Consider the following 13,187-nt stretch of genomic DNA (forward strand, 5'->3'; position numbering starts at 1 on the left):
TCATTTGTCTCCGTTTTCTTGTGGGATAAACCACGTGCCGCGGTCGGTCACATCTTCGACGACATCGAGTTGATATTCTGCAATATACTTTCGAAGTCGGTCGATGATTTCAGGACTGTCCGCAAAGACGGTTTGACCGTTCTGTAATTTTTCTAACTTATCGCGCGCAATTTGTCCCCGATTGATAATCATACGCTTTTGCCCCCTTTTGTCGTGAGTTTTGTCTATAATTATTGTATCAGAGAAGTGGAGAATTGAGTTTGACAATATCATTAAATAGAAAGGAGGACGAAGATGATTCATCTTAATGTCAGAACTGCTTTTAGCTTACTACAAAGCACGATTCGACTAGAGCAATATGTGATGCAGATGACAGAGCGGGGGAGTCGCGCGGTCGCCATCGCAGACGATGCCTTTTATGGTGTTCCATCGTTTCTATCCTACTGCAAACGCTATGGGGTGAAGCCGCTCATCGGACTGAGAACCGTCCTTCGACTAGACGGGCTCGATGTTTCGGTACTTGCGTATGCATCGAACGAAGCAGAACTACAAGAGCAATATCGAATCATCAAGAAAGGCGGGATCGATGAACGCACGACGATGCCACTCATTGTCCTACCGGAAAACTGGAAAGCGAGCGACCCGGTCCATCGACGTCGTCTTTATCATCAACTGCTGTCTTTTGTAGACGAGAACAGACTATGGCTCGGTCTCCCGGCACCGCAGACGACAGAACAGGTACAACTGTTAAAGCAACTTCGCATGATGAAAGAAGAACTCGCCGTCCAACTGATTCCGGTCCCTGAAACGAGATATATGCGACCTGAAGATGTGGAGGGTTTCCGGGCAATCTCTGCCATTCGAGAAGGCGAAGTGATGTCAGAGGAGGATGTACGTCAAAAAGGTCTGCATGTCCGGCTACCAAGCGAGATGAACGACTGGTTCACTTCAGAAGAATTGGGCGAGCTTAGGCGATTTGAAGAACTGATTCAACTCGAGCAACTTCCACAAGCGGAAGGCGCGATTCCAGAGTTACCGGACGCTGATCAAAAGTTGAAGCAGCTCGTCGGTGAACGGTTAAAAGCGATGGAATTGATGAAAGAACCGTATATCGGACGAGCGAAGTTTGAGCTTGACGTCATTGCCAAGACCGGGTTTTCTTCGTATTTTCTGATTGTCGAAGATATCATCCGATTCGCCCGTGAGTCCGGGATCGAGGTCGGTCCAGGTCGGGGGTCGGCGGCCGGCTCGCTCATCAGTTTTGCACTGCACATTACAGAAGTCGACCCAGTTCGCTATGGTCTCCTATTTGAACGGTTCCTCAATCCGGAACGCGTCTCGATGCCGGATATTGACTTAGATTTTGAAGATGAGCGTCGGGAAGAAGTCGTTTCATACGTGCTATCGAAATATGGGGAGACTCATGCGGCGCAAATTGGTACACTCGCAACCTTTGGGGCAAAGGCAGCCATCCGTGACGTCGCGAGGGCGCTCGGCATGACGTTAGAAGAGGGGCAGGCTGCAAGTAAACAAGTGAAATCAGGTGGGTTGGACGAATTGATGGCGAATCCAAAACAGATGAAATGGTTCGCAGGTAGCCAGAAGCGTCAACAGTTGATTCGGATTGCGAAACAGCTAGAAGGGTTGCCACGTCAATCATCCATACACGCCGCTGGGGTTGTACTCAGTCGTCAACCGATTGAAGACGTGACTCCACTTCAACCCGAACTCGAGGATCATGTGACCCAATATAATATGAAGGATTTGGAAGGAATCGGGCTACTGAAAATTGATTTGCTCGGGCTCCGAAACTTGACTCGCCTTCGTCAAATGGAGGAATTGGTCCGTGAGAGTGACGCGATGTTCTCCTTAAAAACCATTCCCTTACATGATGCCCGGACGTACCGATTGTTAGCAAGAGGAGAGACGGACGGGATTTTCCAGTTTGAGTCGTCGGGTATGAAACAGGCGTTGCGTCAAGTCAAACCGACGGAGTTTGAGGATATCGTCGTGACGATGTCGCTCTATCGACCAGGACCGATGCAGTTTATTGAAACGTATGCAAAACGAAAACATGGTATGCCATATCAACCGATTCACCCGGACGTTGAAGAAATCATGAAGTCGACATATGGCGTGCTCGTTTATCAAGAACAGGTCATGCGACTTCTTCGAAAACTCGGTGGATATTCATATGCCGAGGCGGATTTGGTCAGACGAGCGATTGCCAAAAAAGATACCGGTACGATTGAACGGGAACGAGAGCGATTTTTACGTCAATCCGAAGGTGGTGCTCGAGATGTCTTGTCACAAATCTTCTCTTGGATTGAAAAGTTTGCAGGGTATGGATTTAACCGTTCCCATGCGGTCGCCTACAGTTTGATCAGCTATCGATTGGCTTACGTCAAAGCGCACTATCCTCGTGTCTTCCATGTCGTGACATCGGAAAAGACAAGTCAACTCGTAAGACTATTGCGTAAAGACAAAATCCCTGTGTATCCGCCCGACGTATTGCACGGACATGCCGAAGCGACACTCGAAGGTCCTGGTGTCCGTCTCGGGCTTAAAGCGATTCAAGGACTGACGAAACGAGACGTAGAACGACTTATCGAGCTGAATGGACAGTTAAAAGACGTCCGAACTCTTCAGGAAGCGATGGAATGGAAGAGTAAAGATCAACTCAAGTTGAGACGTTTGCTAGGAGCTGGGGCGCTTGACCGCATGTATCACGGTGATCGGTCGAGTGCGTTTGAAGCAGTCGAACGTTTACGTGAAGAGGCCGGTACGCACTTCTTACCAGATGAACTGTCATCACTCGGGCTTAAGCAGAAAAAAGCGAAAGAGCCAAACTGGTCTGAAGAAGAGCGGGAAGCACTCGGAACATGGGTTGTGCACTCTCCGCTTACGTCGATTCCTGATGTGGGCATCGAGCCTTCCGCGATTGAAGACGTTATGCACGGGACGAACGGGTATCTGGTCGTGTATGTGGATGACGTGCGTACGTTCATGACGAAAAAGCAAGAACGAATGGGTGTCATGATGGTAGATGACGGGATGACGCAAGAAGAAGTCGTCGTCTTTCCAAGAACCTTTGCCCAGTTCAGTCGCTCCCTCTACGTAGGTAACATTTTGTTGCTTGAAGTTCATTCGAACGAACGGGATGGACGCAAACAATTGATTGTCGAACGAGTGCGCCCATTACATGGTCAAGCTTTGTTCGTAAGGCTAACGTTAGATCGATTCTCTGAACTAGAAGACTGGATTCAGCGTGCACAAGGAGATGTTCCGGTCGTCTGTCGGTTCACGGATTCAAAAGAAGTGAAACAACTGGCATCCGCTTTTTCAATCAACCCGAATGAGGAATATGTTGCAGAGGCGAAGAGACGATTCGGAGAAGAGAATGTTGTCTTAAAACGAGTCGATATGAAAATGGTTGGTCCAGAAACTAGTACCAAGTCCTAAAAAGTGATATAATCGCACTAATTGGTCTGACCACTTAAAATTGATAAGTGATCCAAATAAGGGAGTTGAACGGTCAGATGCATGAAAAACACGCATCCACATTTCACGAGAATATTTCAAAGATACGAAAATTAATTGTCCAATCGTCGTTGGTTCCGGGAGACCGGCTTCCATCCGAACGTGAACTTGCGGAGACGCTATCCATTAGTCGCGCTTCCGTTCGAGAAGCGCTACGCGCGTTAAGCTTTTTAGGCATCGTTGAGACAAGGCGCGGTGGTGGTACTTTCCTATGTGAACAAGACCGGCATCGCTACATCGAGATTTTGTCGGAGTTCATCGTCACGAAACAGACGAAAGCGACCGATATCATCGAAATGCTTAAACTGTTAGAGCGAATGGCGTTTTCGGAAGTAGAGCCGACGAAGGAGCGACTGACTCAATTAGAGGCAGTGATCGAAGAGGATCGAACGTTTCGTCAGCAACTCATTTTTCAGTTGAAGAATGAGTTGTTCATCAGGATTTGGAGCGAAGTGAACCGATTTTTCGAGGGACTAGATGTTGGGGAGTTATATACGCTCGAAGAACGTAAGCGTTTTGTCGAGACGTGGCGTGGAATGGGGATGCCGGAATGAACGAGGGGGAAGCGATGACTGCTTTTTTCAAGAAACCGAAACGATATATGCCGTTGCGTCAACGAGAACCAAAAATTGACGCTCCACAGGGATTGATGACGAAGTGCCCATCTTGTAAATATATGCATTATACAAAACAGTTAAACGAAAACCATAAGGTATGTGACTGTGGCTACCATTTTCCGCTTCATGCACAGGAACGAATCGACATGCTCGTCGATGAAGGTTCTTTCGAACGGTTTGCGGGACCTTCCGTCAAAGCGAATCCACTCGATTTTCCTGATTATGAAGAAAAGTTGAATAAAGACCGTGAACGGACCGGGATTGAAGAAGCGGTCGTTTGCGGAAAAGCGACGATTGATGGACTACCACTCGTCGTTTGCGTGATGGATGCTCGATTCCGAATGGGGTCGATGGGTGCTTACGTAGGGGAAGCGATTGCCTCTGCTGTTCGCCAAGCGACGTCACGTCGTCTTCCGGTCGTCTTATTCACAGCGTCAGGTGGCGCACGCATGCAAGAAGGGATGGTCAGCTTGATGCAGATGGCGAACACGTCCATCGCTTTAAAAGAACATGATGAAGCGGGCCTTCTCTACATCGCCTATTTGACACATCCGACGACAGGTGGGGTTTCAGCAAGTTTTGCGATGCTTGGCGACTTAAACGTCGCAGAGCCCGGTGCGCTTATTGGATTTGCGGGAAGACGAATCATCGAACAGACGATTCGGGAAAAACTTCCAGAAAACTTCCAGACGGCAGAGTTCTTACTCGAGTCTGGACAATTGGACGCGGTCATCCATCGTGAACAGATGCGTTCGTTCTTGAAGAAAATGATCGGATTACACGATGGGGGTGTTCGACATGTTTGACCCAATCAAAGAAGTGACCGAACAGTTAAACAAATTGCGTGAGACAGCCGAAACGAAAGGGATTGACCTATCACGTGAGATTCGTCACCTGGAGTTGAAGCTCGACCGATTAGAAAAAGATATTTATGGGAATATGAAACCGTGGGACCGCGTACAATTAGCGCGAAACCCGAAACGCCCGACAACACTCGATTACATCCATCACATGTTCCCTGATTTCATGGAACTCCATGGCGATCGTCACGGGTATGATGATGCGGCAATCGTATCGGGACTTGCGACATTCGAAGGTGTTCCGGTAACCATCATCGGGCATCAGCGTGGTCGGAATACGAAAGAAAACATGAAGCGGAATTTTGGGATGCCACACCCTGAGGGATACCGAAAAGCACTACGTTTCATGAAGCAAGCCGAGAAGTTCAACCGTCCGATTTTGACATTCATTGACACGAAAGGGGCTTATCCAGGGAAAGCCGCTGAAGAGAGAGGTCAAAGTGAGGCGATTGCTCGAAACTTGTTTGAAATGGCGACGTTGAAAGTACCGATCGTTTCCGTCGTTATCGGAGAAGGCGGTTCTGGTGGTGCGCTTGGGATTGGTGTTTGCGACCGATTGTTGATGCTTGAGAATAGTACGTACTCGGTCATCTCGCCAGAAGGTGCAGCGGCACTTTTGTGGAAAGATGCCAAACAAGCAGAGCGTGCAGCAGAAACGATGAAAATTACAGCACAAGATTTGTTCAACCTAGGGATCGTGGATGAAGTTGCAGGTGAAGTGTATGGAGGCGCGCATGTCGATGTGTCATTACAGTCATCACTCTTGAAACCTGTATTATTACAGCACATGAACGAGTTGCTCGATCTGTCGACTTCTCAGCTTATTCAAGGACGTGCGACCAAATATCATCAAATTGGCACAATTAGTGAGTGAAAACGGTAACAATGGCTTTGAATATAGAGTTATTCATTCATCAAGTGACTGCTTTGTAACATACCCTATGCATTTTTTTCACATACTTGTGTTGTAAAACAAAGGTCAGACATGGTATTTTATTTTCAGATTTCGTTAAAACACATAAGAGGTGAGTGACGTGAATTTAAAACGTATTGCGGTATTAACGAGCGGAGGAGACGCTCCTGGAATGAACGCTGCTGTCCGTGCCGTGACCCGAAAAGCGATTTTCGAAGGTCTTGAAGTGTACGGTGTGTATAACGGCTACCAAGGATTAATCGAAGGTGATTTAGTCGAATTAAACCTTGGATCAGTCGGCGACATCATTCAACGTGGAGGTACGTTCCTTCGCTCTGCACGCTGTCCTGAATTCAGAACTGAAGAAGGACGTGCAAAAGCAGTAGAACAGTTGAAGAAGTTCAATATCGATGCCCTCGTGGTCATCGGTGGAGACGGCTCTTATCGCGGAGCTCAAAAATTGACGGAACTCGGATTCCCAACAATCGGCCTTCCTGGTACGATTGATAACGACATTCCGGGAACGGATGCGACAATCGGTTTCGATACAGCGCTCAACACAGCGCTTGACGCAATCGACAAAATTCGCGACACAGCTTCATCTCATGAACGTACGTATGTGATTGAAGTAATGGGTCGCGATGCTGGTGATATCGCACTTTATTCTGGTCTCGCTGGTGGCGCGGAGTCGATTCTTGTCCCAGAACGTCCAGAAGAGTTGAATGCAATCGTGGAACGGATCAATCACGGGATTGCCCGCGGTAAGAAGCACTCGATCGTCATCGTTGCTGAAGGTGCCGGAAGTGCTGAAGAAATCGGCAAGTTGATTGCTGAGAAAACGAACTCAGAGACACGTGTTACGATTCTCGGACACATTCAACGTGGTGGTTCCCCAACTGCTGCAGACCGTGTACTTGCAAGTCGTATGGGTGCATACGCTGTTGAGATTCTTCTTGAAGGGAAAGCGGGCCGCGTCGTCGGGATTCGCAATAACCAGATGATGGATCTTGATATCGATGAGGCGCTCGACCACAACAAGCACACAATCGATATGCAATTGATTGACCTCGTCAACCAATTGTCAATCTAAACGATTTTAGAAGTTGCAGAGACGGGATCAGGTCTATGGCCCCCCGTTTTCTGTATGTAAGTTGCACTATATCCCCTAGGAGGTTTTTATATTATGCGTAGAACGAAAATTGTATGTACGATTGGACCGGCTTCTGAGAAGCGTCTTCCTGAAATGATTGAAGCTGGAATGAACGTTGCCCGTCTCAACTTCTCACACGGTGACTATGAAGAGCACGGCGCTCGTATCCGTGACATCCGTGAAGCGGCGAAAGCAGCTGGGAAAGTGGTCACAGTCCTTCTTGACACGAAAGGTCCAGAAATCCGTACACATACGTTTGAAGATGGAAAAGCTCTTCTTGAAAAAGGGAAAGAAGTCACAATCGTTTCAAGCGAAGAAATCGTTGGAACGAAAGATCGTTTCTCTGTGACGTATGAAGGTCTTTACGAAGATGTAGAAGTCGGTTCACACATCATGCTCGACGACGGTCTCATCGGACTCCGTGTCGTTGAAAAACTTCCGAACCGCGACCTCCGTTGTGTAATCGAAAACGAAGGAATCATCAAGACGAAGAAAGGTGTTAACTTGCCAAACGTCAAGGTAAACCTTCCTGCCCTCACAGACAAAGATATCGCAGACATCGAGTTCGGTATCTCGCAAGACATCGACGTCATCGCAGCATCGTTCGTACGTCGTGCGTCTGACGTGGTAGAAATTCGTCAACTTCTTGAAAAACACAACGCGTCACACATCAAGATTTACCCGAAAATCGAGAACCAAGAAGGTGTGGATAACATCGAAGAAATCTTGGCAATCTCTGACGGCTTGATGGTTGCTCGTGGTGACCTCGGTATCGAGATCCCGACAGAAGAAGTAACACCTGTTCAAAAAGAACTCATCAAGAAGTGTAACGACCTCGGTAAGCCGGTCATCACGGCAACGCAAATGCTCGACTCGATGCAACGTAACCCACGTCCGACACGTGCGGAAGCATCTGACGTAGCAAACGCCATCTTGGACGGAACAGATGCAGTCATGCTTTCTGGTGAAACAGCTGCAGGGGACTACCCAATCGAGTCAGTTCAAATGCAAGCTGCAATCGCAGAGCGCACTGAGCGCATGCTTGACTACAAAAACTTGTTGAAAGATCGTCAGAAGCGCAGTGAGCATACGGTAACGGATGCAATCTCACAAGCGGTTGCTCACACAGCAATCAATTTGAACGCGAAAGCGATCTTGACGCCAACACAATCAGGATACACAGCTGCTCGTACGGCGAAATACCGTCCAGAAGCGAACATCATTGCAGTCACTGAATCAGAGCGCGTTGCTCGTCAATTGAACCTCGTTTGGGGCGTATACCCAATCGTTGCTGAGACGATGCCAAACAACACGGATGAAATGTTGGTTCAAGCATCAGAAGCAGCACGTCACGCTGGATTCGTCACTGACGGTGACCTCGTTGTCATCTCAGCTGGTATTCCTGCAGCGACAGCTGGTACGACGAACATGATGAAAGTCCACATCGTCGGTCATGCTCTCGCAGACGGACGTGGAATCGGTGAGCGCGGTGTTGTTGGAGAAGTCGTTGTCGCAAAAAATGCGGAAGAAGCAAACGCGAAAGCGAAAGACGGCATGATTCTCGTGGCGCCATTCACAGATAAAGAAATGATGCCTGCCATCGAAAAAGCGGCTGGAATTATCACGGAAGACGGCGGATTGACGAGCCATGCTGGTATCGTTGGACCATCACTCCGTAAGCCAGTCATCGTAGGTGTAGACACAGCTACAACTTCACTTCGTGACGGTCAGATGATTTCAATCGACCCACTCACAGGTAAAATCTACAACGCATAATTGAACGACAATCGAACCGGCCTTCTACAAAGGTCGGTTCTTTTTCCGTTCGAAGAAAGGAATACGTATGAGTGCATATCTATTTTTAATTCTATTGGTGCTAATTGGTGTCATTGCACAAAACCAGTCAATCATTATCGCAAGCAGTGCGTTACTCATCATTAAAGCATTAGGGTTTGGTGATCAATTATTTCCGACACTTGCATCGAAAGGAATCAATTGGGGTGTGACGATTATTACGATCGCCGTACTCGTCCCGATTGCGACCGGTGATATCGGTTTTAAAGAATTGTGGAATAGTATTCGTGGTCCAGTTGGAATCGTTGCATTTGGTTCAGGAATCTTTGTAGCCTTAGCTGCGGCGCAAGGCGTTCAATTGATGCGCGTCGACCCAGTCGTCACGACGGCGCTTCTCGCAGGCACGATTCTAGCGGTTGGATTCATGAAAGGTGTACCTGTTGGACCGTTGATTGGGGCTGGAATTGCAGCCTTGATTTTAGGTGGATATCAAGTCATTGAAAAATGGTTTTGATATTTTCTGACAACTGAAGCCGCTTACATTTCTTTTTTGCAATAAATTGTTTATACTATATAAAGGACAGGGTAAACGGAGACTGGGTGAATGCAGGGGAGAAGCCCGTCCCGTATCCTTATTCCCTATACACAGACTGTTTTTACGGTCGACTACTTTCAAACAAGACTGAGGGGGAGTTATGAATGTCAACGACAAAAGGGTTAGAAGGTATTGTGGCAGCAGCCTCAAAAGTCAGCTCAATTATTGACGGACAATTGACTTATGGAGGATACACCATTGATGATTTAGCGGACAACGCCACATTTGAAGAAGTTGTATTCTTATTGTGGAATGATCGCTTACCAAATGCAGAGGAATTGACAGCGCTCTCAGAGGCACTCGTGAAAGAAGCGACGTTGCCAGAAGAAGTGATTGATACGTTAGCTCGTGCACCGAAATCAGCCAATGCAATGGCGACGATTCGTACGGCGCTCTCACAACTTGCTCTATATGATGAAGAATCTGAAGATATGAGTGACGAGGCAAACATGCGTAAAGCGATTCGTCTTCAAGCACAAGTTGCTACAATCGTGACGGCATTCGCACGTCTACGTAAAGGCGAGCAACCTGTCGCTCCAAAAGAAGGTCTTTCATATGCAGCAAACTTCTTATACATGTTGAATGGAGAAGAACCAAGCGAAGTCGCAGAGAAGACAATCGACAAAGCACTTATCCTTCATGCAGACCATGAATTGAACGCTTCGACGTTCACAGCCCGTGTCTGTGTGGCGACGCTTTCTGATATGTATTCTGGTGTGACGGCGGCAATGGGAGCACTCAAAGGACCGCTTCATGGTGGTGCAAACGAAGCGGTTATGAAAATGCTTCATGAGATCGACTCGGTCGACCGTGTTGAAGAATATGTACGTGGTAAATTCGAACGCAAAGAAAAAATTATGGGCTTCGGTCACCGTGTCTACAAAGACGGCGACCCGCGTGCGAAGCACTTGAAAGAAATGAGCCGCCAGTTGACTGCTCAAATCGGCGAGCCGAAATGGTATGAGATGTCTGAGAAAATCGATCATCTCGTTGAAACAGAAAAAGGATTGAAACCAAACGTCGACTTCTACTCGGCATCAACTTACTATGCGCTCGGTCTTGAAGAAGACTTATTCACACCAATCTTCGCCGTATCACGGATGTCAGGTTGGATCGCGCACATTCTCGAGCAATATGCGGATAACCGCTTGATTCGTCCACGTGCGGAATATGTCGGTGAAACGAGCCGTAAATATGTTCCTGTGAACGAACGTTAATTCGAGACACATTTTAGACAAAAGTTTGGTAAACTAACAAGTGACGTAGGTCGGCGTACGCGTCGACCTACAGTAATGTACTTAGGGGGATTCATTATGTTGACACAAGGACAAAAAATTACAGTTGAAAACGGTGTATTGAACGTACCAAACGTTCCGACAGTACCATTCATTATCGGTGACGGAACAGGTCCTGATATTTGGAACGCGGCTGTTCGTGTATTCGATGCTGCAGTTGAAAAAGCATACGGCGGCGACAAGAAAATCGAATGGATGGAAGTATACGCTGGGGAGAAAGCTTATAACGAAAAAGGTGAGTGGCTCCCAACAGAAACACTCGATCAAATTCGCGAGTACTTGATTGCAATCAAAGGACCACTTACGACACCGGTCGGTGGTGGAATTCGTTCATTGAACGTTGCCCTTCGTCAAGAGCTCGACTTATACACGTGCCTTCGTCCAGTTCGTTACTTCACAGGTGTTCCTTCACCAGTAAAACGTCCTGAAGATACAGACATGGTCATCTTCCGTGAAAATACAGAAGATATCTACGCAGGAATCGAGTACGCGTCAGGAAGCGACGAAGTGAAAAAACTCATTAAATTCTTGCAAGATGAAATGAACGTGAATAAGATCCGTTTCCCAGAGACATCAGGAATCGGCATCAAGCCTGTTTCTTCTGAAGGGACAGAACGTCTCGTCCGTGCTGCGATTGAATATGCGATTGCGAACAATCGTAAATCTGTCACGCTCGTACACAAAGGGAACATCATGAAGTTCACAGAAGGCGCATTCAAAAACTGGGGTTATGCACTCGCTGAAGCTGAATACGGTGACAAAGTGTTCACATGGGCACAGTATGACCGCATTAAAGAAGAGTCTGGCGAAGCAGCTGCGAACGAAGCTCAGTCGAAAGCAGAAGCTGAAGGAAAAATTATCGTTAAAGATTCGATCGCTGATATCTTCCTCCAACAAATCTTGACACGCCCACGTGAGTTCGATGTCGTCGCGACAATGAACTTGAACGGTGACTACATCTCAGACGCACTTGCTGCGCAAGTAGGTGGAATTGGGATTGCACCTGGTGCAAACATCAACTACATCACAGGACATGCAATCTTCGAAGCGACACACGGTACAGCTCCGAAATACGCGGGTCTCGATAAAGTAAACCCATCTTCAGTCATCCTTTCAGGTGAGATGATGCTCCGCCACATGAACTGGAACGAAGCGGCTGACCTCATCATCAACTCAATGGAGAAAACAATCGCTTCGAAAGTTGTCACATATGACTTCGCACGTCTCATGGACGGCGCGACAGAAGTGAAGTGTTCTGAATTTGCGGATGAATTGATCAAAAACATGTAATTCAAACGAATAAGTCGCCAATTGAGGGGGAGAGCTCATGATTCGTCGTAACAAAATTTCTGTAATTGGAAGTGGCTTCACCGGTGCAACCACTGCACTATACCTGGCTCAACGTGAGCTAGGGGATGTCGTCCTACTCGATATGGAAGAAAAAGTTGGACCGACGAAAGGGAAAGCGCTCGACATGCAAGAAACGGCTCCGATTCAAGGGTTTGACGCTTGGGTCACAGGAACATCGGATTACGCCGATACGGCTGATTCGGACATCGTCGTGATCACGGCGGGCATCGCGCGTAAGCCAGGGATGAGTCGAGACGATCTCGTTGCAACCAATGCAAACGTCATGCGATCTGTCGTCAAAGAGATTGCTCGCTATTCTCCGGAAGCGATTTTAATCGTCTTGACCAACCCGGTGGATGCGATGACCTATGCGGCATTTAAAGAATCAGGGTTCCCGAAAGAACGCGTCATCGGACAATCTGGTGTGCTGGATACGGCTCGTTTCCGGACGTTTGTCGCTCAAGAATTGAACGTTTCTGTCAAAGATGTATCCGGGTTTGTTCTTGGAGGACATGGTGACGATATGGTGCCTCTCGTGCGTTACTCGTACGCCGGGGGAATCCCGCTTGAAAAACTCATACCACATGGGCGGATTGAGCAAATCGTCGAACGGACACGTAAAGGTGGCGGTGAAATTGTTCAACTGCTAGGTGACGGCTCGGCGTATTATGCGCCAGCTGCCGCAATCGTAGAGATGGTCGAGGCGATTTTAAAAGATCAGCGTCGCATCTTACCTGCTATTGCTTATCTAGAAGGCGAGTACGGATTTAGCGATTTGTATCTTGGCGTCCCGACGATTCTTGGGAAACATGGCATCGAGCAAGTACTTGAGCTCGACTTGACGGATGAGGAGAAAGCAGCACTTTCACGTTCTGCCGACTCGGTCCGCTCCGTATTAGGCGTCTTATAAGTCAAAAGTGCTTCCTGCAATTTTGTGGGAAGCACTTTTTTGCGGTTTCCATCATGTGGGGCATGCTACACTAAAAGTGGATTTGTTTTGTTTTTGTAAAGATTTGCTTTGAGGTTGGTCGTTGCAAGCTTTGATTTGTAAAATAGAGAGTGACATTTGATGG

The 13,187-nt window shown here is 47.6% G+C and carries 11 protein-coding genes; 10 read left to right on the top strand and 1 reads right to left on the bottom strand.

The window, feature by feature from the left end:
* Nucleotides 1–192, bottom strand: coding sequence for a YtzJ family protein (locus tag KNP62_RS00585; protein WP_074033430.1), 192 nt, complete (start codon nt 190–192; stop codon nt 1–3).
* 102 nt (nt 193–294) lie between these two features.
* Between KNP62_RS00585 and dnaE the strand changes: the two genes are divergently transcribed.
* From dnaE to mdh, 10 genes are all read left to right on the top strand, one after another.
* Nucleotides 295–3,462 carry a DNA polymerase III subunit alpha gene (gene dnaE, locus KNP62_RS00590; protein ID WP_214782190.1) on the top strand — a complete coding sequence of 1,056 codons (3,168 nt, stop codon included), beginning with the start codon at nt 295–297 and terminating at the stop codon, nt 3,460–3,462.
* Between the two features lie 77 nt (nt 3,463–3,539).
* A complete protein-coding gene (locus KNP62_RS00595; RefSeq protein ID WP_214782193.1) occupies nt 3,540–4,094 on the top strand; it encodes a FadR/GntR family transcriptional regulator in 555 nt (184 codons plus the stop codon).
* 14 nt (nt 4,095–4,108) lie between these two features.
* A complete protein-coding gene (accD, locus tag KNP62_RS00600; RefSeq protein ID WP_074033936.1) occupies nt 4,109–4,963 on the top strand; it encodes an acetyl-CoA carboxylase, carboxyltransferase subunit beta in 855 nt (284 codons plus the stop codon).
* Complete coding sequence (locus KNP62_RS00605; protein WP_214782196.1) at nt 4,941–5,891, top strand: acetyl-CoA carboxylase carboxyltransferase subunit alpha; 951 nt, start codon at nt 4,941–4,943, stop codon at nt 5,889–5,891. Before accD ends, KNP62_RS00605 begins: the two co-directional genes overlap by 23 nt.
* 160 nt (nt 5,892–6,051) lie before the next feature.
* A complete protein-coding gene (gene pfkA / locus KNP62_RS00610; protein WP_214693237.1) occupies nt 6,052–7,020 on the top strand; it encodes a 6-phosphofructokinase in 969 nt (322 codons plus the stop codon).
* 93 nt (nt 7,021–7,113) lie between these two features.
* Nucleotides 7,114–8,856, top strand: a complete 1,743-nt coding sequence (pyk, locus tag KNP62_RS00615; RefSeq protein ID WP_214782199.1) for a pyruvate kinase — start codon at nt 7,114–7,116, stop codon at nt 8,854–8,856.
* A 67-nt stretch (nt 8,857–8,923) separates the two neighbouring features.
* Nucleotides 8,924–9,388 (top strand): DUF441 domain-containing protein, encoded by a 465-nt coding sequence (locus KNP62_RS00620; protein ID WP_074033425.1) that lies wholly within the window; start codon nt 8,924–8,926, stop codon nt 9,386–9,388.
* Nucleotides 9,389–9,573: 185 nt separating this feature from the next.
* Nucleotides 9,574–10,686: a citrate synthase gene (gene citZ / locus KNP62_RS00625; protein WP_214693233.1), complete on the top strand. Its 1,113-nt coding sequence runs from the start codon at nt 9,574–9,576 to the stop codon at nt 10,684–10,686.
* A 99-nt stretch (nt 10,687–10,785) separates the two neighbouring features.
* On the top strand, nt 10,786–12,054 hold the full coding sequence (gene icd, locus KNP62_RS00630) for an NADP-dependent isocitrate dehydrogenase (protein ID WP_214784003.1): 1,269 nt from the start codon (nt 10,786–10,788) through the stop codon (nt 12,052–12,054).
* 37 nt (nt 12,055–12,091) lie between these two features.
* Nucleotides 12,092–13,024, top strand: a complete 933-nt coding sequence (gene mdh, locus KNP62_RS00635; RefSeq protein ID WP_214782202.1) for a malate dehydrogenase — start codon at nt 12,092–12,094, stop codon at nt 13,022–13,024.
* Nucleotides 13,025–13,187 lie beyond the last annotated feature (163 nt).

Source organism: Exiguobacterium sp. s183 (assembly GCF_018617655.1).
Taxonomy (GTDB): Bacteria; Bacillota; Bacilli; order Exiguobacteriales; family Exiguobacteriaceae; genus Exiguobacterium; species Exiguobacterium aestuarii_A.